Source organism: Pseudomonas sp. R4-35-07 (assembly GCF_003852235.1).
In the GTDB taxonomy this organism is placed as follows: Bacteria; Pseudomonadota; Gammaproteobacteria; order Pseudomonadales; family Pseudomonadaceae; genus Aquipseudomonas.
Genome location: NZ_CP027732.1, coordinates 466,499 through 489,564, shown reverse-complemented (window position 1 = coordinate 489,564; position 23,066 = coordinate 466,499). Strand labels below are relative to the sequence as shown.

20 protein-coding genes are annotated in these 23,066 nt (G+C 60.9%); 8 read left to right on the top strand and 12 right to left on the bottom strand.

The window, feature by feature from the left end; translation table 11 throughout:
* Nucleotides 1–99 precede the first annotated feature (99 nt).
* A complete protein-coding gene (gene dbpA, locus C4J89_RS02095; RefSeq protein WP_256657486.1) occupies nucleotides 100–1,437 on the top strand; it encodes an ATP-dependent RNA helicase DbpA in 1,338 nt (445 codons plus the stop codon).
* Between the two features lie 157 nt (nucleotides 1,438–1,594).
* Entirely contained in the window at nucleotides 1,595–2,773 is a 1,179-nt protein-coding gene (locus tag C4J89_RS02090; protein ID WP_124365530.1) for an NAD(P)/FAD-dependent oxidoreductase, read from the top strand.
* A gap of 135 nt (nucleotides 2,774–2,908) precedes the next feature.
* Here the strand turns inward: C4J89_RS02090 and C4J89_RS02085 are convergent, their stop codons facing one another.
* Entirely contained in the window at nucleotides 2,909–4,057 is a 1,149-nt protein-coding gene (locus C4J89_RS02085; protein ID WP_124413616.1) for a DDE-type integrase/transposase/recombinase, read from the bottom strand.
* 217 nt (nucleotides 4,058–4,274) lie between these two features.
* Between C4J89_RS02085 and yccS the strand changes: the two genes are divergently transcribed.
* Complete coding sequence (gene yccS, locus C4J89_RS02080) at nucleotides 4,275–6,458, top strand: YccS family putative transporter (RefSeq protein WP_124413615.1); 2,184 nt, start codon at nucleotides 4,275–4,277, stop codon at nucleotides 6,456–6,458.
* A 96-nt stretch (nucleotides 6,459–6,554) separates the two neighbouring features.
* On the opposite strand, the gene C4J89_RS02075 is transcribed toward yccS, so the two are convergent.
* A complete protein-coding gene (locus tag C4J89_RS02075; protein WP_124365528.1) occupies nucleotides 6,555–7,292 on the bottom strand; it encodes an ABC transporter substrate-binding protein in 738 nt (245 codons plus the stop codon).
* Nucleotides 7,293–7,491: 199 nt separating this feature from the next.
* On the opposite strand from C4J89_RS02075, the gene C4J89_RS02070 reads away from it, so the two are divergent.
* Nucleotides 7,492–7,944 carry a GNAT family N-acetyltransferase gene (locus C4J89_RS02070; RefSeq protein WP_124402818.1) on the top strand — a complete coding sequence of 151 codons (453 nt, stop codon included), beginning with the start codon at nucleotides 7,492–7,494 and terminating at the stop codon, nucleotides 7,942–7,944.
* Between the two features lie 105 nt (nucleotides 7,945–8,049).
* Here the strand turns inward: C4J89_RS02070 and C4J89_RS02065 are convergent, their stop codons facing one another.
* From C4J89_RS02065 to C4J89_RS02055, 3 genes are read right to left on the bottom strand one after another with little or no spacing between them, the layout of a single operon-like run.
* Nucleotides 8,050–8,346, bottom strand: coding sequence for a helix-turn-helix domain-containing protein (locus C4J89_RS02065; RefSeq protein ID WP_124413614.1), 297 nt, complete (start codon nucleotides 8,344–8,346; stop codon nucleotides 8,050–8,052).
* 17 nt (nucleotides 8,347–8,363) lie between these two features.
* Nucleotides 8,364–8,864, bottom strand: coding sequence for a M48 family metallopeptidase (locus C4J89_RS02060; protein WP_065937088.1), 501 nt, complete (start codon nucleotides 8,862–8,864; stop codon nucleotides 8,364–8,366).
* Nucleotides 8,865–8,906: 42 nt separating this feature from the next.
* Nucleotides 8,907–11,012 (bottom strand): bifunctional diguanylate cyclase/phosphodiesterase, encoded by a 2,106-nt coding sequence (locus tag C4J89_RS02055; RefSeq protein WP_124413613.1) that lies wholly within the window; start codon nucleotides 11,010–11,012, stop codon nucleotides 8,907–8,909.
* 310 nt (nucleotides 11,013–11,322) lie between these two features.
* Here C4J89_RS02055 and C4J89_RS02050 point away from each other — a divergent pair, with 310 nt between their 5' ends.
* Nucleotides 11,323–11,988 (top strand): polysaccharide lyase family 7 protein, encoded by a 666-nt coding sequence (locus tag C4J89_RS02050; protein ID WP_124360908.1) that lies wholly within the window; start codon nucleotides 11,323–11,325, stop codon nucleotides 11,986–11,988.
* A gap of 233 nt (nucleotides 11,989–12,221) precedes the next feature.
* Here C4J89_RS02050 and fba read toward each other — a convergent pair whose 3' ends face one another.
* The 6 genes from fba to tkt all read right to left on the bottom strand — a co-directional run bounded on the left by fba (nucleotide 12,222) and on the right by tkt (nucleotide 18,615).
* Entirely contained in the window at nucleotides 12,222–13,286 is a 1,065-nt protein-coding gene (fba, locus tag C4J89_RS02045) for a class II fructose-bisphosphate aldolase (RefSeq protein ID WP_003177554.1), read from the bottom strand.
* Between the two features lie 273 nt (nucleotides 13,287–13,559).
* Nucleotides 13,560–13,892 (bottom strand): MliC family protein, encoded by a 333-nt coding sequence (locus tag C4J89_RS02040; RefSeq protein WP_124413612.1) that lies wholly within the window; start codon nucleotides 13,890–13,892, stop codon nucleotides 13,560–13,562.
* A 60-nt stretch (nucleotides 13,893–13,952) separates the two neighbouring features.
* Complete coding sequence (locus C4J89_RS02035) at nucleotides 13,953–14,180, bottom strand: hypothetical protein (protein WP_124413611.1); 228 nt, start codon at nucleotides 14,178–14,180, stop codon at nucleotides 13,953–13,955.
* Between the two features lie 31 nt (nucleotides 14,181–14,211).
* Nucleotides 14,212–15,375, bottom strand: a complete 1,164-nt coding sequence (locus tag C4J89_RS02030) for a phosphoglycerate kinase (protein WP_057014011.1) — start codon at nucleotides 15,373–15,375, stop codon at nucleotides 14,212–14,214.
* A gap of 17 nt (nucleotides 15,376–15,392) precedes the next feature.
* A complete protein-coding gene (gene epd / locus C4J89_RS02025; protein ID WP_124360905.1) occupies nucleotides 15,393–16,448 on the bottom strand; it encodes an erythrose-4-phosphate dehydrogenase in 1,056 nt (351 codons plus the stop codon).
* 169 nt (nucleotides 16,449–16,617) lie between these two features.
* On the bottom strand, nucleotides 16,618–18,615 hold the full coding sequence (gene tkt, locus C4J89_RS02020; protein WP_124360904.1) for a transketolase: 1,998 nt from the start codon (nucleotides 18,613–18,615) through the stop codon (nucleotides 16,618–16,620).
* A gap of 259 nt (nucleotides 18,616–18,874) precedes the next feature.
* Between tkt and C4J89_RS02015 the strand changes: the two genes are divergently transcribed.
* Together C4J89_RS02015 and metK are read left to right on the top strand one after the other, a co-directional pair.
* Nucleotides 18,875–19,870 carry a metalloregulator ArsR/SmtB family transcription factor gene (locus C4J89_RS02015; RefSeq protein ID WP_124360903.1) on the top strand — a complete coding sequence of 332 codons (996 nt, stop codon included), beginning with the start codon at nucleotides 18,875–18,877 and terminating at the stop codon, nucleotides 19,868–19,870.
* Nucleotides 19,871–19,889: 19 nt separating this feature from the next.
* Nucleotides 19,890–21,080, top strand: coding sequence for a methionine adenosyltransferase (gene metK, locus C4J89_RS02010; RefSeq protein ID WP_124360902.1), 1,191 nt, complete (start codon nucleotides 19,890–19,892; stop codon nucleotides 21,078–21,080).
* Between the two features lie 60 nt (nucleotides 21,081–21,140).
* On the opposite strand, the gene C4J89_RS26860 is transcribed toward metK, so the two are convergent.
* Nucleotides 21,141–21,281: a hypothetical protein gene (locus C4J89_RS26860; RefSeq protein WP_164487585.1), complete on the bottom strand. Its 141-nt coding sequence runs from the start codon at nucleotides 21,279–21,281 to the stop codon at nucleotides 21,141–21,143.
* A gap of 98 nt (nucleotides 21,282–21,379) precedes the next feature.
* Here C4J89_RS26860 and ligB point away from each other — a divergent pair, with 98 nt between their 5' ends.
* A complete protein-coding gene (gene ligB / locus C4J89_RS02000; protein ID WP_124413610.1) occupies nucleotides 21,380–23,041 on the top strand; it encodes an NAD-dependent DNA ligase LigB in 1,662 nt (553 codons plus the stop codon).
* The last annotated feature ends 25 nt before the right edge of the window (nucleotides 23,042–23,066 follow it).

The window sequence follows — 23,066 nt, the reverse complement described above, 5'->3', positions numbered from 1 at the left end:
TCCCACGAGACTGGTACACTGCGCGACATTTTGTTTTGCAGAGCCAGTCCCGTGACCACCATCGCCACCGCTTTTAATACTTTGCCCCTGTCCGCCGCCATGCTGGCTAACCTCGACTCGCTGGGTTATGTCGAGATGACGCAGATCCAGGCGCAGAGCTTGCCGGTGATCCTCAAGGGGCTGGACCTGATCGCCCAGGCCAAGACCGGCAGCGGCAAGACCGCCGCCTTCGGTATCGGCCTGCTGAACCCGATCAACCCGCGTTACTTCGGTTGCCAGGCCCTGGTGATGTGCCCTACGCGCGAGCTGGCCGACCAGGTGGCCAAGGAAATCCGTCGCCTGGCCCGCGCCGAAGACAACATCAAGGTGCTGACCCTGTGCGGTGGCGTGTCCCTCGGCCCACAGATCGCCTCCCTTGAGCACGGTGCCCACGTGATCGTCGGCACCCCGGGCCGTATCCAGCAGCACTTGCGCAAAGGTTCGCTGGTACTGGACGGTTTGAACACGCTGATCCTCGATGAAGCCGACCGCATGCTCGACATGGGTTTCTACGACGCCATCGAAGACATCATCAGCAAGACCCCGCCACGCCGCCAGACCCTACTGTTCTCGGCCACCTACCCGGTGAGCATCAAGCAGCTGGCCTCCAAGTTCATGCGCGCGCCGCAACAGGTGAAAGCCGAAGCCTTCCACTCCGACGACCAGATCGAGCAGCGTTTCTACGAGATCTCGCCGGAAGAGCGTATGGACGCCGTGACCAAGGTGCTGGCGCATTTCCGCCCGGCTTCGTGCGTGGCGTTCTGCTTCACCAAGCAGCAAGTGCAGGAAACCGTCGACCACCTGACCGCCAAAGGCATCTCCGCCGTTGGCCTGCATGGCGACCTCGAGCAGCGTGACCGCGACCAGGTGCTGGCCATGTTCGCCAACCGCAGCACCTCGGTCCTGGTAGCCACCGACGTGGCCGCCCGTGGCCTGGACATCGACGCACTGGACATGGTGATCAACGTCGAACTGGCCCGCGACTCGGAAATCCATATCCACCGTGTCGGCCGTACCGGTCGCGCGGGGGAGACCGGCATCGCCATCAGCCTGGTGGCGCCGTCCGAAGCGCACCGTGCCCAAGCCATCGAGCAGTTGCAAAAGTCGCCCTTGAACTGGGACCAGCTGGACAACCTCAAGCCGCAGAGCGGCGGCCCGCTGCTGCCGCAGATGAGCACCCTGTGCATCGCCGCCGGGCGTAAAGACAAGGTTCGCCCAGGCGACATCCTTGGCGCACTGACCGGCGATGCCGGGATTCCGGGAGCCCAGGTCGGCAAGATCGCGATCTTTGACTTCCAGGCCTTCGTCGCCGTGGAGCGCGGGGTCGCCAAGCAGGCACTGCAGCGTTTGAACGACGGCAAAATCAAGGGCCGTTCGTTGCGCGTGCGGATTCTGTAAGGCTCTTCCATCCAATGAAAATCCAATGTGGGAGGGGGCTTGCCCCCGATAGCGGTGTATCAGTGCTAGATGTACTGACTGACACACCGCCATCGGGAGCAAGCCCCCTCCCACATTTGACTGTATTCCAATTCAGAATTTGCATGAGGACATTGCTGTGCGCTCGACCGAAGTTGTGATCATTGGCGCCGGCGCCGCAGGCTTGATGTGCGCGCTGACCGCCGCGGGGCGGGGGCGCAAGGTGATGCTGATCGACCATGCGAACAAGGCCGGCAAAAAGATCCTGATGTCCGGCGGTGGCCGCTGCAATTTCACCAACCTGTACACCGAGCCGGCCAACTTCCTCTCGCACAACGCGCACTTCTGCAAGTCGGCGCTGGCGCGCTATACCCAGTGGGATTTCATCGGGCTGGTAGCCAAGCACGGCGTGCCGTACCACGAAAAGAAACTCGGCCAGCTGTTCTGCGACAACAAGTCCAGCGACATCCTCGGCATGCTGCTCGACGAATGCATCCAGACCGGCGTGAGCCTGCACCTGGATACCTCGATTGAAGCCATCGCCAAGGTCGACCACGGCTACCAGTTGCAGACCACCCTGGGCGAACTGCGCTGCGAGTCCTTGGTGATCGCCACGGGCGGCCTGTCGATCCCGACCCTGGGCGCCACCGGCTTCGGTTATCAAGTGGCCAGGCAATTTGGCCATGAGCTGCTGCCGACCCGCGCGGGACTGGTGCCGTTCACCATCACCGATCAGCTCAAGGACTTGTGCGGCGAGCTGTCGGGCACCTCGGTGGACTGCCTGGTCAGCTGCAACGGCCAGAGCTTTCGCGAGAACATCCTGTTTACCCATCGCGGCCTGAGCGGGCCGGCGATCCTGCAGATTTCTTCCTACTGGGAATCCGGCGACACCGTGGAAATCAACCTGCTGCCCGACCACGACGCCCACGCCTGGCTGCAACAGCAACAGGCCGAGCGCCCCAACAGCGAGCTGAAAACCCTGCTGGGCGAGATTTTCACCAAGAAGATGGCCAACCTGCTGGCGGAGACCTGGTTCGCGTCCAAGCCGATGAAGCAGTACACCCATGCCGAAATTGCCGACATCGCTTCGATGCTCGGCAGCTGGCAGTTGGTACCGGCGGGCACGGAGGGCTATCGCACCGCCGAGGTGACATTGGGCGGGGTGGACACGCGGGAAGTGTCTTCCAAGACCATGGAGTCGCTGAAAAGCCCAGGGCTGTACTTTATCGGTGAAGTGCTGGATGTCACCGGGCACTTGGGCGGGTTCAACTTCCAGTGGGCCTGGGCGTCAGGCTATGCGGCTGCGCAGTACGTCTGACACGACACGGTAAAAAATGTGGGAGGGAGCTTGCTCCCGATAGCAGTGTGTCAGTCACCTGATGAGTTGAATGGTCCACTGCTATCGGGGTGTAGAACCGTAGACATCGTTTACATCTGAAACCGGGGACATCGTTTACACATTTGAGGCTTGGACGCGGGTCATACCTCGCCCAAGCCTTCCCAGGGGATAATCACACAAGTACAAATCCCAAACATCATCCTCAGCCTCTTTAAGCCCTATCTGCTCCCCTGACAGCGCCTCGCTGATAAATACCAACTTGCCGTTCCACTTGATCGACCCGTCCTGTCTGACGCTTCGAACCTTCATTTCGGACGGATACTCCACATCCGGCAAGCATCCTGGGTAAATCCGCGTAGACGGCACATACACGTCCCCTGGACGTTTCATACCGAGCGCTTCATGAGGGCGCACGTAATTGAACTCATGCCTGAAATGCTCCAGCAAAAGCTGCTGCTCGATTAAGTTTTCTCCTAAGGGCAGCTCCAGTTTCAAGCTACGGTGCATCCGCTCATGGCGACCACTTTGGGCCGGTCTTCCTGGCATGGTGCGCTCCGGATAGATGCCCAGACGTATCCACCAAACTGCCAGCGTGGATATTCTTGCCAGGCCAGGAGAGGCAAACGGAACACCGTTGTCCGACCGAATAACTTCGGGCATGCCGTACTCCTGAAACAGTCTCTCAAAGGCTTGTTTAACAGGTTCAGTCTTGATCTTTGAATGAGCCCTGCACGCCAAAATCATCCGGGAAGCGTGGTCTGTGATGGTCAAAGGGAAGCACATCTGCGCGTTATGCATTTTGAATTGCCCTTTGTAGTCGGCGCACCACGTCTGGTTAGGTTCGTTGGCCTCGCGCATTACTACAGGGGAATTACCGTGTCTGCGCTTGAAGCGCCGCTTTTGGACGAGCCCAAGTCGATCAAGCCATTGGCCTGCTGTACTTGGGGAAGGCCAGGCGATGGAGGGATCTTCAAGTCGCAATAGCTCGAGAAGCTTCTTCGGACCCCATTTATCGTGCGCCTCCTTCATCGCCACCACACGGGCCAGGATTTCATCGTCGATTTTATTGGGGCTGTTGTGAGGGCGTCGGGACAGTTCGGCTAACGACTTTAAATCGCCATTGTGCCGGCCGATCCATTTGTCGACGGTAGGCCGACTTACGTTAAAGCGGCGCGCCAGCTGGCTTTTGGTGTAATTACCAGAAAGCCAGTCAGCGACCAGTCTGATTCGTTGATTCATCGGAGACTCTTGGTTCCAGGGCATGATCAGTTACCTCCTGATCATGCGTATTAACCTGTAAACCATGTCCCCGGTTAGAAATGTAAACGATGTCCCCGGTTTGTACCGGGGCAAGCCCCCTCCCACATTTGGTCTGTGGTGAGCCAGGGAAATATTTTGCGGGTGGATGTGATCACCACCCTTGCCGTGGCGTCCTTGATAGCTCAATTTAGCGGCATCGTCCCGGAAGACTCCCGACTTCATGTCATCGACCTCGTTCAAGCAGTCCCTGCGGCGCCTGTGGGCACTGGATAAATTCAGCTACAGCATTAGGGTATTCATCGCCCTCACCGGCAGCATGGCGCTGTGCTGGTATCAGGATGAAATGACGCTGTTGATCCCGCTGTTCCTGGGGATTATCGCCAGCGCCCTGGCCGAGACCGATGACAGTTGGCAAGGCCGCCTCAACGCCCTGGCGGTGACGCTGGTGTGCTTCAGCATCGCGGCGCTGTCGGTGGAGTTGCTGTTCCCTTACCCCTGGATTTTCGCGGCCTCCCTGGCCCTGGCCACGTTCGGCCTGACCATGCTCGGCGCGCTCGGCGAACGCTATGGCGCGATTGCCTCGGCCACGTTGATTCTGTCGGTCTATACCATGATCGGCGTGGACCAGCGCGGCGGGGCCGTCAGTGATTTCTGGCACGAGCCCTTGCTGCTGGTGGCGGGTGCGGCCTGGTACGGCGTGCTGTCGGTGCTGTGGCAGGCGCTGTTTTCCAACCAGCCGGTGCAGCAGAGCCTGGCGCGGTTGTTCCGCGAGCTGGGGCGTTACCTCAAGCTCAAGTCGTCGCTGTTCGAACCGATCCGCCAGCTGGACGTAGAGGCGCGGCGCCTGGAATTGGCCCAGCAGAATGGCCGGGTCGTCGCCGCCTTGAATGCCGCCAAGGAAATCATCCTGCACCGCGTCGGCAACGGTCGCCCAGGCTCGAAGGTCAGCCGTTACCTGAAGCTGTACTTCCTGGCGCAAGACATCCACGAGCGCGCCAGCTCGTCCCATTACCCGTATAACGCCCTGGCCGAAGCCTTCTTCCACAGCGACGTGCTGTTCCGCTGTCAACGCCTGCTGCGCCAGCAAGGCAAGGCGTGCCAGGCCCTGGCCGAGTCGATCCAGCTGCGCCAGCCGTTCATTTATGACGACAGCTTCGCCGAAGCCCTGGGCGATTTGAACGCCTCCCTGGAACACCTGCGCATCCAGAGCAACCCGGCCTGGCGCGGCTTGCTGCGCTCGTTGCGCGCCCTGGCCGCCAACTTGTCCACCCTCGACCGCCTGCTCGGCGACGCGAGCAACCCCGATGCCCTGGCCGACGCCACCGACAGCAACCTGTTGGACCGCGCCCCGCGCAACCTCAAGGAAATGTGGACGCGCCTGCGCACCCAGCTCACGCCGACCTCGCTGCTGTTTCGTCACGCTTTGCGCCTGTCCCTGGCATTGACCGTCGGCTACGCCACGCTGCATGCCATTCACGCCTCACAGGGCTACTGGATCATCCTCACCACGCTCTTTGTGTGCCAACCGAACTACGGTGCGACGCGACGCAAACTCGGCCAGCGGATCATCGGCACCGCCATCGGCCTCACGGTGGCCTGGGCGCTGTTCGACCTGTTTCCCAGCCCGGTGGTGCAGTCGATGTTCGCCATCGCCGCCGGCCTGGTGTTCTTTATCAATCGCACCACGCGCTACACCCTGGCCACGGCGGCGATCACCCTGATGGTGCTGTTCTGCTTCAACCAAGTGGGCGATGGCTACGGACTGTTCCTGCCACGCCTGTTCGATACCCTGCTCGGCAGTCTGATCGCGGGCTTGGCGGTGTTCCTGTTCCTGCCGGACTGGCAAGGTCGGCGCCTGAACAAAGTGCTGGCCAATACCCTGACCTGCAACAGCGTCTACCTGCGCCAGATCATGCAGCAGTATGCCGCTGGCAAGAGCGACGACCTGGCCTACCGCCTGGCCCGTCGCAACGCGCACAACGCCGATGCGGCGCTGTCCACCACCCTGGCCAACATGCTGATGGAACCGGGGCATTTCCGTAAGGAAGCGGATGTGGGCTTCAGGTTCCTGGTGCTGTCGCACACCCTGCTCAGCTACTTGTCGGGCCTTGGCGCGCACCGCGACACCCAGCTGCCGGCCGAGGTGCGTGAGCAGTTGATCGACGGTGCCGGGCACGCCCTGGCGTTGAGCATCGACGAGATCGCCAGTGGGCTGGCGAATAAACAGCCGATTGCGATTCAGAGTGATGAGGAGGAAGCACTGGCGGCGCAGCTTGAGCAGATGCCGGATGAGATCGACGAAGGCCAGCGGCTGGTGCAAACGCAGTTGGCGTTGATCTGTCGGCAGTTGGGGCCGTTGCGGACGTTGGCGGCGCATTTGATCAAGGATACCCGTGCGGCTTAGAACGCCATCGGGGGCAAGCCCCCTCCCACATTTTGACTGTGTTCACAAATCAAAATTGTGGGAGGGGGCTTGCCCCCGATGAGGCCCTCAAGAACACTACATCCCATGCGCCTTCATCAACCTGGCATAACTGCCATCCGCCTTCATCCTGGCAATCTCCCGATCAAAGCCGGCCACGATCTGCGCATGCTCGGGGTTCTTCAGGCTGACCAGAATATGCAGGCTGTTCTCGCTCAGCGGCTTGCCCAGGAACTCCACGGCATTGCGCACCCTCGGTGACTCCCGCGCCAGGTAGTAACGCGCCACGTACTCGTCTTCCAGCGTCAGCCGCACACGGCCCGCCGCCAGCATGCGCACAGCCATGGCAAAGTTATGCACCGGGACTTTCTGTAACAGCGCATCCTGGTCGAACGCCGCCGAATAGGCATAGCCGCGCACCACGGCGATGCTTTCGTCGTGCAACTGTTCCAGGCTCTGATAATCGATAGCGTCGTCGCGACGCTTGATAAAACGCACACGGTTGACCAGGTATTGCTCGGAAAACTGCCCCAGCTGCGTGCGGGCATCGTCGTACCACGCGTTGATCAGCACGTCATAGCGCCCATCGCCTACACCCTTCAGCGCGCGCGCCCAAGGCACTTGCTCAAAATCACTGGCGTACCCCGCCCGAGCCAGCGCGGTGCTGACGATATCCGTGGCCAGCCCGCCGTTGACCAAGGTGACATCGGTGAACGGTGGCCAACCATCCGCCACCAGGCGCAGACGCTGCGCCACCACCGGTTGAGCCAGCAGCAGCACTGCAATCAAAGCAACGGCACGAGACAATCGCGGCATGCTTAAAATCCTTGGCGGGCAGGCGATGGCCTGATAACAGTAGCTCATCAATGAGCGTGCATTGCTTATTACACAAAGAAGTCGGCCGTGCATGCACTGAATGATGGCAAATTGACGCCATTCACAAAATAGCCGGTTTTAGACAGCAGCGCCGGTCGCGCTTACTATCCCTGCCAAGCCTTTGACAAGAGCGCACATCATGACGGTTGATTGGGTCTGCAAACATCACGACGATCTGGGCAAGGAACAGCTTTACGCCATCCTGCGCCTGCGCGGCGAGGTGTTCGTCGTTGAACAGAAATGCGTTTACCAGGACATAGACGGGCAGGACCTGTCAGGCGATACCCACCACTTGATGGCCTGGAACGACAATGAGCTGGTGGCCTATCTGCGGCTGCTGGACCCAGAGACCCAGGGCGGCGATGTGGTGATCGGTCGAGTGATCGTCGCGCCATCGGCACGCGGCACCGGGCTGGGGCATTTGATGATGGAAGAGGCCCTCAAGCAGATCGAGGATATCTGGCCCGAGACACCGATTTTTCTGTCAGCCCAGGCGCACTTGCAGGGGTATTACGGACGGTACGGGTTTGTGGTGGCGGGAGAGGAATACCTGGAAGACGATATTCCACATATCGGGATGCGGCGAGTCTGAGGGCCTCATCGGGGGCAAGCCCCCTCCCACATTTTGACCGTGTGAACCCGATCAAGTGTGGGAGGGGCTTGCCCCCGATAGCGTCAGGCCAGGCACTGCAAGCCTTCAGGGATAATCCAATACCCGCTTGATTGACACCAGATTAGCCTCGATCCACCGTCGATCAATCGCCCCCCAATCACGAATCCGATAACGCCCGGCATGGTTACGTGCGCCATCCTCCTGCTCGAACTCGCACACAATATCCAGATCGGCCAATGCCGCAATCGTGTCCTGCGCCGTGCGCCGGGGCATGCCAGTCGCATCGATCAATGCAGGGACGCTGCTGGCCAGCCCGCTGTCGATCAGGTACGCCACATACAGGCGGCGGTAGAAGCTGCTCTTGGTCTTGCTCACATCCATGGTCAATCGCCTTGTGATTAGGGCTTGCCCTGCAGATCGCGCCAGGTGAGGTACACCCGCAGGTCGAATTCCACCTGATGGTAGCCGGGCATCATGTGTTCACAGAGTTTGTAGAACGCCTTGTTGTGGTCCGATTCCTTGAAGTGCGCCAGCTCGTGCACCACGATCATGCGCAGGAACTCGGGGGCCGCTTCCTTGAACAGCGAGGCGATGCGGATCTCTTTCTTGGACTTGAGATTGCCGCCCTGCACTCGGGAAATCGTGGTGTGCAGGCCCAGGGCGCGGTGGGTCAGGTCCAGGCGGTTATCGAACAGCACCTTGTCGATCGACGGCGCATTGCGCAGGTGTTCCTGCTTCAAGGCCAGGGCGTAGCTGTACAGGGCCTTGTCGCTCTGCACGGCATGCCGCTCGGGATAACGCTGCTCCAGATAGGCGCCCAACTGGTCCTTGGCGATCAGCTGGCGAACTTGCTCCTGAAGGGCAGCGGGATAGGCCTGGAGGTATTTCAACGCGGTCATGGGGTCTGCAACGTGGTTCGGACGGGCGCCAGTGTAGCGAATTCAAAGCGTGTGAGGGTGCGACCAACCGACCACGTCCTCGGCCATCAGCGGCGCCGCCGCCCAGGTGCCCTGGATGAACGAGCAGCCATGGGCCTTGAGCCACTGCGACTGCTCAAGGGTTTCTACGCCCTCGGCGATCACCAAAACATCGAAATGCCCGCACAGCTCGATGATGCTGCGCGCCATCGCTGCATCCCGTGCCGAGCCTGGCAGGCGGGCCACCAATTGCGGGTCCAGCTTGAGGGTGTCGAACGCCAGGTCGCGCAAATGCGCCAGGGAACAACGCCCTGAGCCAAAGTCATCCAGGGCGATACGCACCCCAAGCCCACGCAACAGCTTGAGCTGCTTGGTCGACTCCTCAAGGTTACTCATCAGGCAGTCTTCACCGATTTCCACTTCCAACTGCCGCCCCTGTAACCCGTGCCTTTCGAGGACCTGGCGCAGTTGACTGGCCAGGTTAGGCATATTGAACTGGCTGCTGCTCAGGCTCACGCTCAGCACCAGCTCTTCATCGAACGCCGCTTGCCAGGCCTGGCGTTGGGCGGCGACTTGCTGGTAAATCCAAGTGCTCAACTGGCTGATCAAGCGCGCCTCTTCCAGCAACGGCAAAAACAGACCCGGCGACACATCGCCGACGCTCGGGTGCTGCCAGCGCAGCAATGCCTCGACACCGCGCAAGCGCCCGTTCTCCAGTGACACCTGCGGCTGGTACACCAAGGTGAATTCCTTGTTTTGAATCGCGGTGCGCACACTGTCTTCCAGCATCAGGCGTGAGCGGGCTCGGCCGTTCATTTCCTGGTCGTAATAGCGATACTGCTGACGGCCGGCGCGCTTGGCTTCGTACATGGCAATGTCCGCCGCGCGCAACAAACCGCTCAGATCCGAGCCACAGTCGGGAAACGTCGCAATACCGATGCTGACCCCAAGCATCACCTCCAGACCGTCGACCTGCTGGCACACCGACACCCGTTCGATCAGTTTCTCCGCAATCTTCGCCGCCTGCTCCGGGAACTCCAGCTCCAGCAAGGCAGTGAATTCATCTCCGCCCATGCGTCCCAGAATGTCGTAGGAGCGCAGGCACGCCTGCATCTGCTCGGAAACCCAGCGCAGCACGCGATCACCGGCGTCGTGGCCCAAGGTATCGTTGACTCGTTTGAAGCCATCCAGATCCAGGTACAGCAACACCAGCGACTGCTCATTGCGCTCGCTGCGCGACAACATGTTGCCCACTGTCTGGTAGAAGCCGCGACGATTGAGCAGCCCGGTCAACGGGTCGGTCACCGCCTGGAACTCCAGCTGCTGGTGCAAGTGACGCACCTCGGACATGTCCAGCACCGTCACCACCATCGCCTTCTGCTCTGCGGGCAAGGGCGCGCAGGACAACGCCACCGGCACCTGTTGACCACGGCTGGTGCGCAAGATGGCATCGTGCAAGCGCCACGTTTCGCCTTTGCGATAGGCCTCGTACATCGGGAACCCCAACCAGGCTGGCACATGGGGTTTTTGCAGGAAGCTCAAGAAACTCTCGCCCTGCAACTCCGCCATCGTGGCGTTGAGCAGCCTGGAGATCGCAGGGTTGGCATACTCAATCACGCCGCCCTCGCCCACCACCAGAATGCCTTCGGCGGCGTTGTCCAACACCGAGGCATTGAAGGCGCGGGCGGCTTCCAGGTCATGGCTCAACCGCTGCAGGGCGCGGCGATTATGCTGATGCTCCAACAGCGCCTGCACCTTGGGCTTGAGGATATGCGGGTCGAAGGGCTTGAACAGGTAGTCGATCGCACCGCTGGCATAGCCTTTGAGCACCGCGTCGGGCGACTGTGCATCGGCGGTGAGAAAGATGATCGGCGTCATGCTCGTACGCTGGCTGCCCCGCATCAGGCGTGCCACCTCGAAGCCATCCATACCGGGCATCCGCACGTCCAGCAATACCAGATCGACGTCGTGGACCAGCAGCAATTCCAGGGCCTCCAGACCGGAAGCGGCGGTAATGATTCGCCAGTCTTCGCGCTGCAACACTGCACGCATGCTGACGAGATTTTCCGGGTAGTCATCGACCACCAAGAGAACTGAACTGCCGTCGCCGAGGTTTGGAGCGCAATCCATGCTACGTCTCTTCCTTAAGGAACTGCACCGGTCACTTCGGGTACTTTAAACCGGACAAATAATGAGGCCTCACTCTAGCCCCGGTTATAAAAAAGCAGAAGTAACGTCGATGCCATCATTGCGCCAAAGCCGAGGCAGCCGACTAACGGTAAGGCTCTGTAGCCCGCGTACCATGGGCAACATGGCTTTTTGGCATTCTGCTGACGCCAATAAATTGCCAGTCAGTGTTAACAACTTGGTTAACACCACCTATAAAGAACCTGTGCAGCCCTCGGGCTAAAGCTTTCACCCCTCGTAAAAGGCCAACACCATGATCGACCTTTCCACCTGGAACCTGAGCATTCCGGTCGGCTCCCCGCCCACGACCATCGAAACCCCGAAGCTGCTCAACGGCTTCAATGACCAGTATTTCCAGGCCGAAGGCAGCGATGTGCAGTTCTGGACCCCTGTCACCGGCACCCGCACGGAAAACGCCATCTACCCGCGCAGCGAACTGCGCGAAACCTACGCCGACGGGCGCTTGCGCAACTGGACCTACCCCGAAGCCGATAACTTCCTGCGCGCCACGCTCACCGTCAACCAGGTACCGTCCACCGGCAAGGTTGTGATCGGCCAGATCCACGCCTACGACAGCCAGAAACCGCTGATCAAACTGGAGTACCAGTTCAAGGAAAAAACCCAGACCGGCAACATCGTCGCCAAAGTGCGCATGCGCCCGGACGAATCTGAAAGCCGGGTAATCATCGTTGCCTCCAATGTGCCACTGGAAAAGACCTTCACCTATGTGATCAACCTCAACAAAGCCGGGCTACTGAGCGTGTACGCGGCCGACAGTGAGTGGAATGAACGCATCGGCGCGGCCTGGGCCGACAAGCCGCTGTACTTCAAGGCGGGGGTGTATGTGCAGGACAACAGTGGGGATAGCAAGGAAGGGGCAAAGGTGACGTTTGCGAAGTTGGATATTGATCACGAGTAAAATCGTGAGTAGGCAAGTTCCGATGAATCCTGTGGGAGGGGGCTTGCCCCCGATAGCGGTGGGTCAGTCTCTGAATGTGTTAGCTGATATACAGCCATCGGGGGCAAGCCCCCTCCCACATTGGATCGCGTAGCCTGAGCATGCAGCGCTCGTCCTACGGCTCCGTTGCGGCCTGCCCTCTCCAAGCACAAAAAAGCCCGCATCACTGCGGGCTTCCTTTTAAACGCTGAGGCTTAATTGACCTTAGCGTTCAACTCACCTTTCAAATACCGCTGATACATCGCTTCCAACGAGATCGGCTTGATCTTCGAAGCATTACCGGCAGTACCAAACGCTTCATAACGTGCAATACACACATCACGCATGGCGGTCACGGTAGCGCCGAAGAATTTACGCGGGTCGAACTCGCTCGGGTTGGTGGCCATCAGGCGACGCATTGCGCCCGTGGAGGCCAGACGCAGGTCGGTGTCGATGTTGACCTTGCGCACGCCGTACTTGATGCCTTCGACGATTTCTTCAACCGGTACGCCGTAGGTTTCTTTGATGTCGCCGCCGTACTGGTTGATGATCGCCAGCCACTCTTGCGGTACCGAGGAGGAACCGTGCATCACCAGGTGGGTGTTGGGGATGCGTTTGTGGATTTCCTTGATGCGGTCGATGGCCAGCACGTCGCCGGTCGGTGGCTTGGTGAACTTGTAGGCGCCATGGCTGGTGCCGATGGCGATGGCCAGGGCATCTACCTGGGTCTTCTTGACGAAGTCGGCGGCTTCTTCCGGGTCGGTCAGCATCTGGCTGTGATCCAGCACGCCTTCGGCGCCGATGCCGTCTTCTTCGCCGGCCATGCCGGTTTCCAGGGAGCCCAGGCAGCCCAGCTCGCCTTCAACCGATACGCCGCAGGCGTGAGCCATGGCCACGGTTTGTTGGGTGACGCGTACGTTGTACTCGTAGTCGGTCGGGGTCTTGCCGTCTTCGCCGAGAGAGCCGTCCATCATCACCGAGCTGAAGCCCAGCTGGATCGAGCGTTGGCACACGTCAGGGCTGGTGCCGTGGTCCTGGTGCATGCACACCGGGATGTGCGGGAATTCTTCGATGGCCGCGAGGATCAGGTGGCGCAGGAACGGTGCACCGGCGTATTTGCGGGCACCGGCCGAAGCCTGGACGATCACGGGGGAGTCGGTCTTGTCAGCGGCTTCCATGATGGCGCGCATCTGCTCAAGGTTGTTGACGTTAAAGGCTGGAACGCCGTAGCCGAACTCGGCTGCGTGGTCCAGCATTTGACGCATGCTGATAAGTGCCATTGTGTTGTCTCTCCCGGTCGAGGGTCGTTAATCGTGCAAGCCTGCCGTAGCGGCGGCTGCTATTCAAGTTATTGCAGATCAAGGGGTTGAGCCTTGTGCTGCTGAATCGTTATTGCAGTGTCCGGCTCACAACCTATGTCACTTTGGAACCGGATTTAATGTGGGAGGGGGCTTGCTCCCGATAGCGGTTTGCCAGACACCTGTGTGCTGGCTGACCTACCGTAATCGGGAGCAAGCCCCCTCCCACATTTGGATCTCATCAAATTCGAAATCTTATTGGGCCTTGCAGCCGCGCCCAATCAGATCATCTGTGGCCACCCAGTAGACCAGGCCTTCCTCACCCTTGGTATGAAAGGCCAGTTGGCCATCGCTGTACAGCACACCCGAAGCCGCCACGTCCTCCTTGAGGCGATAAACCTGGTCGGAACCGCCGAGGCGTACATCCACCTCAGTGCGGGCCGGGTTGGCGAAGCGCCAATTGACCTCGGCCTTGCTGTCGCAGGTCCACGTCGTCCATTTACCTTCCGGCCCAGCCTTGTCGAACATGTTCATGCTGCTGCAACCGGCCAACAAGGCCAGGGTTGCCAGGGCGATAGCGCCTTTCATTGCCAATCCTCGCAGGGCGACACAAGGCCGCCATTGCTGTGGGTTAGTGGATCAGACCCGTCAAGGGCAACCCTGTTCCTGACCGTTGGGCGCGGAGTCGTATTTCTCCAGCCGTTCATTGCCCATGCGCTTGTTGATCACCGGCATGGTTTCCGCTTGCCAGTCGGCCTGGTAGCAGCTTTTCTTCTGCACCGGCCCCGGCTTTTCAGCTTCCGGCGCCGCGCTTGGCGTGCTGCTGCAGCCGGCCAACAGGCCCACTGCTATCACCAGTGCCAACGACTTGATCATGGGACGCTCCTTTTTCCTGATCACGCGCGCCTTAACCTTTGGCTCGGGTTTCCAGCACTTCAACGGCCGGCAGTACTTTGCCCTCGACGAACTCGAGGAACGCACCGCCACCGGTAGAAATGTAGGAGATCTGATCAGCAACGCCATATTTATCGATGGCCGCCAGAGTGTCGCCACCCCCCGCGATGGAGAATGCCGAGCTTTCAGCGATGGCTTTGGCCAACACCTTGGTGCCGTTGCCGAATTGGTCGAATTCGAATACGCCGACCGGGCCGTTCCACAGAATGGTCTGGGAGGCCTTCAACAGCTCAGCGAAGTTGGCTGCGGTTTGCGGGCCGATATCCAGGATCATGTCGTCGTCGGCCACGTCAGCGATGAGCTTGACGGTGGCTTCGGCGCTTTCGGCGAATTCCTTGGCGACCACCACGTCCACCGGCAGCGGCACGCTGACTTTGGCGGCGATGGCGCGGGCGGTATCGAGCAGGTCCGGCTCGTACAGCGACTTGCCCACCGGATGGCCGGCTGCGGCCAGGAAGGTGTTGGCAATGCCGCCACCGACGATCAACTGGTTGCAGATCTGGCTGAGGCTGTTGAGTACGTCCAGCTTGGTGGAGACCTTGGAGCCGGCCACGATGGCGGCCATCGGTTGCGCCGGAGCGCCCAGGGCCTTGCCCAGCGCATCCAGCTCAGCGGCCAACAGCGGGCCGGCAGCGGCGACCTTGGCGAACTTGGCCACGCCGTGGGTCGAGCCTTCGGCGCGGTGGGCGGTGCCAAAGGCGTCCATCACGAATACGTCGCACAGCGCCGCGTATTGCTGGGCCAGCTCGTCGCTGTTCTTTTTCTCGCCCTTGTTGAAGCGCACGTTTTCGAACAGCACGATGTCGCCAGGCTTGACGTCAACGCCGCCCAGGTAGTCAGCCACCAACGGTACGTCGCGGCCCAGGGCCTTGCTCAGGTATTCGGCCACAGGCTTGAGGCTGTTTTCGGCGGAGAACTCACCTTCGGTCGGGCGACCCAGGTGGGAGCAGACCATCACGGCCGCGCCTTTTTCCAGGGCCAGCTTGATGGTCGGCAGCGAGGCCAGGATTCGCGCATCGCTGGTGACAACACCGTCCTTGACTGGGACGTTGAGGTCTTCGCGAATCAGTACGCGCTTACCTTGCAGATCGAGGTCGGTCATCTTCAACACGGTCATGGGTCGCAGTTCCTGAATTACTGTTGAGGTTGTTTGGAAGCCACTTGCAGATAGTGTTCTGCAACGTCGAGCATTCGGTTGGCAAAGCCCCATTCGTTGTCGAACCAGGCCAGGATGTTCACCAGCCTCGGGCCGGAAACGCGGGTCTGGCTGGCATCGACAATCGCCGAATGCGGGTCATGATTGAAATCGCAGCTGGCGTGGGGCAACTCGGTGTAGGCCAGCAAGCCTTTGAGCGGGCCGCTGGTGGCGGCGTCGCGCAATATCCGGTTGACCTCCACCGCATCGGTATCGCTCACGGTTTGCATGGTGATGTCCAGACAGGACACGTTCACCGTCGGCACCCGTACCGCTTTGGCCTGGATTCGCCCGGCAAGTTCCGGCAGCAATCGCTCGATACCACGCGCCAGGCCGGTGGACACCGGAATCACTGACTGGAACGCCGAGCGCGTGCGGCGCAGGTCTTCGTGGTGATAGGCGTCGATCACCGGCTGGTCGTTCATGGCCGAGTGGATCGTGGTGATCGACACGTAGTCCAGGCCGATCGCCTGGTCCAGCAGGCGCAATAACGGCACGCTGCAGTTGGTGGTGCACGAGGCGTTGGACACCAGCAGCTCGGCGCCGGTCAGGCAGTCCTGGTTGATGCCGTAGACGACGGTGGCGTCCACATCCGCCTCGCTGGCCATCGGCTGGGAAAACAGCACGCGCGGAGCGCCGGCATCGAGAAAACGCTGGCCGTCGGCACGGGTGTGGTAGGCACCGGAGCATTCCAACACCAGGTCGACACCCAGCGCCGCCCAGTCGATGCCCTCGGGGGTGGCACTGCGCAGTACTTTTACGCAGTCGCCATTGATATGCAGACAATCGCCCTCGACCCGCACTTCGCCGGGAAAGCGGCCATGAGTGGAGTCAAAGCGTGTCAGGTATTCGATACTGGCCATGTCGGCCAAGTCGTTGATCGCAACAATTTCAAACCCTGCCGCCGCCCCTCGCTCGAACAGAGCACGCAAGACGCAACGACCAATGCGGCCGTAGCCGTTGAGTGCAACTTTGTAGGGACGTGGTTGGGGCATGGGGTTCTCGCAGTAGGGGCGACACAAACCACTGTAGGAGCGAGCTTGCTCGCGAAGAACTTGAGAGCGCCGCGTTAAACCAGAAACGCTGCGTTATCGTTAACGATCTTCGCGAGCAAGCTCGCTCCTACAGTAGAGGCGGTGGTCAGTGGGCCACCGCGTTAGCGCCTTAGTCTTCCAACAGCTCTTCAGCCTGGCCCAGGATGTTTTCCAAGGTGAAACCGAACTCTTCGAACAAGGCGGGTGCCGGTGCCGACTCACCGTAGGTGGTCATGCCGATCACGCGACCTTCCAGGCCTACGTACTTGTACCAGTAGTCGGCGTGAGCCGCCTCAATGGCGATACGCGCGCTGACCTGCAACGGCAATACCGATTGCTTGTAGCCGGCGTCCTGGGCTTCGAACACGCTGGTGCAGGGCATGGACACCACGCGCACGTTGCGGCCCTGCGCGGTCAGCTTGTCGTACGCCTGAACGGTCAGGCCCACTTCGGAACCGGTGGAGATCAGGATCAGCTCCGGCTCGCCGATGCAGTCCTTGAGTACGTAGCCGCCGCGGCTGATGTCGGCGATTTGCGCGTCGGTACGCACCTGGTGTTGCAGGTTCTGGCGCGAGAAGATCAGCGCCGAAGGGCCGTCCTTGCGCTCGATCGCGTGCTTCCAGGCCACGGCGGATTCCACCGCGTCGGCAGGGCGCCAGCAATCCAGGTTCGGCGTGGTGCGCAGGCTGGTCAATTGCTCGACCGGCTGGTGCGTCGGGCCGTCTTCGCCCAGGCCGATGGAGTCGTGGGTGTACACATGGATCACGCGCTTCTTCATCAGCGCGGCCATACGTACCGCGTTACGGGCGTACTCCATGAACATCAGGAAGGTCGCGCCGTAAGGCACCAGCCCGCCGTGCAGCGACACGCCGTTCATGATGGCGCTCATACCGAACTCGCGCACGCCGTAGTACATGTAGTTGCCGCTGGCGTCTTCAGCCGACACGCCTTTGCAGCCTTTCCACAGGGTCAGGTTGGAACCGGCCAGGTCGGCCGAACCGCCAAGGAACTCAGGCAGCAGCGGGCCAAAGGCGTTCAGGGTGTTCTGGCTGGCTTTACGGCTGGCGATGGTCTCGCCCTTGGCCGCGACTTCGGCGATGTAGGCCGAGGCTTTTTCCGAGAAATCGGCCGGCAGGTCACCGGCCAGGCGGCGTACCAGCTCATTGGCAAGCTCAGGGAATTCGGCGGAATAGGCAGCGAAGCGCTGGTCCCACTCGGCTTCGGTGGCCAGGCCTTTTTCCTTGGCGTCCCACTCGGCGTAGATGTCGGCCGGGATCTCGAACGGGCCGTGGTTCCACTTCAGCGCTTCGCGGGTCAGGGCGATTTCCGCGTCACCCAGCGGGGCGCCGTGGCAGTCTTCCTTGCCTTGCTTGTTCGGCGAACCGAAGCCGATGGTGGTCTTGCAGCAGATCAGGGTCGGCTGCGCGCTCTTGCGAGCGGTGTCGATGGCGATCTTGATTTCTTCCGGATCGTGGCCGTCAACGTTGCGGATCACCTGCCAGTTGTAGGCTTCGAAACGCTTGGGGGTGTCATCGGTGAACCAGCCTTCAACTTCGCCGTCGATGGAAATGCCGTTGTCATCGTAGAAGGCAATCAGCTTGCCCAGGCCCAAGGTGCCGGCCAGGGAAGCGACTTCGTGGGAAATGCCTTCCATCATGCAACCATCACCCAAAAATACGTAGGTGTGATGATCGACGATATCGTGGCCGGGGCGGTTGAACTGCGCGCCCAGGACTTTTTCAGCCAGCGCGAAGCCAACCGCATTTGCCAGGCCCTGGCCCAGGGGACCGGTGGTGGTCTCGACGCCTGGGGTGTAGCCGAATTCCGGGTGGCCCGGGGTGCGGCTGTGCAACTGGCGGAAGCTCTTGAGGTCATCGATGGTGACGTCGTAGCCGCTCAGGTGCAGCAGCGAGTAGATCAGCATCGAGCCGTGGCCGTTGGACAGTACGAAACGGTCACGGTCGGCGAACGACGGGTTGCTCGGGTTGTGCTTCAGGTAGTCACGCCAAAGTACTTCGGCGATATCCGCCATGCCCATCGGGGCACCGGGATGGCCGCTGTTGGCTTTTTGCACGGCATCCATGCTGAGGGCACGAATGGCGTTGGCACGCTCACGACGGCTGGGCATCGCTGATCTCCTGGGGGCTTGAACAAAGAAACGGAAAAAAGGACCGGCATTTTCCCTCAGCCACCGCCTGCGGGCAATGACAGATAGTCACTTGAAGCGGTTTTTCCTGTGGTTTGCCCGCCAATCCCTTGCAGAACCCGGATGCCGGTTCGTCCAAAGGTTATAGCGCCCGCTTATAACTGCCACTTATCGATCAATATCAAAACTTTTTGATATTGGCCTTGCGGCGATTACCACCCGTCACTAGACTGCTGGCCTTATGAACCTACCTGTGCCCTCCCTGCGTCCTGACGACGGCGATGAACTGGCTGCCCTTTGCAAGGCTGCAGGTGATCCGCTGCGCTTGAACGTATTGCGCGCACTGGCCAACGATTCCTTCGGCGTATTGGAACTGGCGCAGATCTTCGCCATCGGCCAGTCCGGCATGAGCCATCATCTGAAGGTACTGGCCCAGGCCGACCTGGTGGCGACCCGCCGCGAAGGCAATGCAATTTTTTACCGTCGCGCCCTGCCCCACACCGAACTGCTCGGCGGCAAACTGCACGCCGCCCTGCTCGACGAGGTGGACAGCCTGGACCTGCCGAGCGACGTACAGTCACGCGTCAGTCAGGTTCACGGACAACGCGCCGCTGCCAGCCAGGATTTTTTCGCACGGGTTGCCGAGAAATTTCGTGCTCAGCAAGACCTGATCGCCGGCTTGCCCCAGTACCGCGAAAGCGTACTGGCGCTGCTGGACAAGCTGAGCTTCAGCAATGAGGCCACAGCCCTGGAAGTCGGCCCTGGCGACGGCGGTTTCCTGCCGGACCTGGCGCGGCGCTTTGGCCAGGTGACGGCGCTGGACAACAGCCCGGCGATGCTTGAACTGGCGCGCCAGCTGTGTGAACGCGAGGCGTTGGGCAATGTCCGCCTGCAACTGGCCGACGCCTTGAGCGACACCCGCCTGCGGGCCGATTGCGTGGTGCTGAACATGGTCTTGCACCACTTTGCCGTCCCCGCCGACGCGCTCAAGCAAATGGCCGGGTTGCTGCACCCCGGCGGCAGCCTGCTGGTAACGGATTTATGCAGCCACAACCAGAATTGGGCCAGGGAGGCCTGCGGTGATCTCTGGTTGGGTTTTGAACAGGACGATCTGGCCCGTTGGGCCACCGCTGCGGGACTCGTTCCCGGGGAAAGCCTCTATGTAGGTTTACGTAATGGTTTCCAGATTCAGGTCCGCCATTTTCAGCGACCGGCTGGCGACACTCACCATCGGTAAATATCAGGAAAACATCGAGATGAGCGAATACTCCCTTTTCACCTCCGAGTCCGTGTCTGAAGGGCATCCGGACAAAATCGCCGACCAGATTTCTGACGCGGTGCTGGACGCCATCATTGCTGAAGACAAGTTCGCCCGTGTGGCGTGCGAGACTCTGGTGAAAACGGGCGTGGCGATCATCGCCGGCGAAGTCACCACCACGGCCTGGGTCGACCTGGAACAGATCGTGCGCGATGTGATCACCGACATCGGCTACAACAGCTCCGACGTCGGTTTCGACGGCGCGACCTGCGGCGTGATGAACATCATCGGCAAGCAGTCCCCCGACATCAACCAGGGCGTCGACCGCGCCAAGCCTGAAGATCAGGGCGCTGGCGACCAGGGCCTGATGTTCGGCTACGCCAGCAACGAAACCGAGGTGCTGATGCCCGCACCGATCACCTTCTCTCACCAGTTGGTACAGCGCCAGGCCGAAGCACGTAAATCCGGCCTGCTGCCGTGGCTGCGCCCGGACGCCAAGTCCCAGGTCACCTGCCGTTACGAAGGCGGCAAAGTGGTGGGTATCGACGCCGTCGTACTGTCCACCCAGCACAACCCGGATGTCTCCTACAAAGACCTGCGCGAAGGCGTGATGGAGCTGATCGTCAAGCACGTACTGCCTGCCGAGCTGCTGACCAAGGACACCCAGTTCCACATCAACCCGACCGGCCAGTTCATCATCGGCGGCCCGGTGGGCGACTGCGGCCTGACCGGTCGCAAGATCATCGTTGACAGCTACGGCGGCATGGCCCGTCACGGCGGTGGCGCGTTCTCCGGCAAGGATCCGTCCAAGGTTGACCGTTCCGCTGCCTATGCCGGTCGTTACGTGGCCAAGAACATCGTCGCCGCCGGCCTGGCTGAGCGCTGCGAGATTCAGGTGTCCTACGCCATCGGCGTGGCCCAGCCTACTTCGATCTCGCTGAATACCTTCGGTACCGGCAAGATCAGCGATGACAAGATCGTCAAGCTGGTGCGCGAGATCTTCGACCTGCGCCCCTACGCGATCACCACCATGCTCGACCTGCTGCACCCGATGTACCAGGAAACCGCAGCCTACGGCCACTTCGGTCGTACCCCTGCGCAGAAGACGGTCGGCGACGACACCTTCACCACCTTCACCTGGGAAAAAACCGACCGCGCCAACGACCTGCGTACCGCTGCCGGCTTGTAATCGCTGTGGCTCGCCAAGCCCTGCCGGGTTAACCCGGCGGGGCTTTTTTACGTGTTGGATTCAGGCCGCGCTGGAGCGAGCAACAAAGGTTGCAACAAAATCGATGAAACTCAGGCCAGAGTCGACGCGGGCCAGCAAAAGCAGCAGGCCAAGGCTGAAAACAACGGCGCGATGAACGCGCTGGACGGCCTGTTCAAGCAAGCAGAAACACCCGGTAAAAAGCCCCGTTCAGTGGAGGCTTTTTTGTCGCCATGCGGATCACTTAGGCTGAGCACCCTTTTCGAGCAAGGATGCTCACGATGCGTTTTTTTATAGTTCTCCTGATCGGCTTTCTACCGTGCTGGGCCTGGGCCGAAGACTGTCCCGATGATGCCCGAGCGCAAATCGACACGTTGACCAGGCAGGTCAGCGAATGGGATGACGTTTATCACCGACAAGGGCAGTCCCCCATCAGCGATGAACTTTACGACCAAGCCCGCCAACGCCTGGCAGATTGGCGCAAATGTTCGCGCCAACCCGCCCTCAAGGCTGACAACCCCCTGGCCAGCTCACATGGCACCTTGCGCCATCCGATCGCGCACACCGGCCTGGACAAACTGCTGGACGCGTCCGCTGTGGGTCAATGGCTCAGCACCCGCCAGGACGTCTGGATTCAACCCAAGGTCGACGGGGTAGCCGTGACCCTGGTGTATCGCAAAGGCCAATTGCACCAACTCATCAGCCGCGGCGACGGCCTGCTCGGTCACGATTGGACAGCTTCCGCGCGCAAGATGCCGGGAATTGTCCAGCAACTGCCGGAGCCCGTCGACGCCGTGCTGCAAGGCGAGCTCTACTGGCGCCTCGACGGTCACGTACAGTCGGCAAACGGCGGGCTCAACGCGCGTAGCAAAGTGGCCGGCTTGATGAACCGACGCCAATTGAGCGACACCGAGGCGGGCGGGATCGGATTATTCGTCTGGGCCTGGCCCGAAGGCCCGGCGGGCTTCACCGAGCGCCTGGCCATGCTGGCACGGTGGGGGTTCACCGACAGCCAGCGGTATAGCCAGTCCATCGACAGCATCAGCGATGCCACGCGCTGGCGTACACATTGGTACAACCATCCGTTGCCGTTCGCCAGCGACGGGGTGGTGTTGCACCAGGCTGCGCGCGCACCCGCCAAACGTTGGCAAGCCAGCGCACCTTACTGGGCGGTGGCCTGGAAGTACCCAGCGATCAAGGCGCTGGCGCTGGTGCGTAAGGTGCAGTTCAGGATCGGGCGTACCGGGCGTATCACACCGATTCTCGAACTGGAACCGGTGCGACTGGATGACCGGCAAATCAGCCGGGTCAGCGCGGGTTCGTTGAGAAACTGGCAGGCCCTCGACATCCGGCCCGGCGATCAGGTATCCATCAGCCTTGCCGGCCAGGTCATTCCCCGGCTCGACGAGGTGATCCTGCGCAACAACACCCGAGTGGAAGTGCCAGTACCCGATACTCGAGATTTTCACGCCTTGAGCTGCTGGCAACTGGACCCTGGCTGCGAGGAGCAGCTGCTCTCGCGCCTCACCTGGCTGAGCAGCAACCAGGGCCTGGCCTTGCCACATATGGGGCGGGAAACCTGGAACGTATTGATCCAGGCCGGTCTAATCGCAGGCTTTCTCGATTGGTTGACCCTGGATGCGGCAGAGCTTGCTAACATTGATGGCTTCGGCGAACGCACCCGCGCGCGGGTGCTCGACAGTATTCACAGCGCCCGGCAACGCCCGTTTGCACAGTGGCTCAAAGCCCTGGGCGTACCGCCTGCGGCGCGCAACAACCTGGAGGGCGACTGGCATACGCTGGTCGCCAAAGACACCCAAGCCTGGCTGGCCTCAGACGGCATCGGCCCGGGCCGCGCAGCGCAACTGAGCGCCTTTTTCCGCGACCCGCAGGTCCAGGCATTGGCTGAAACATTACGTGGAGCCGGCATAGACGGTTTCTGAGTCCGGCCCGACCCTCTGAATGCTA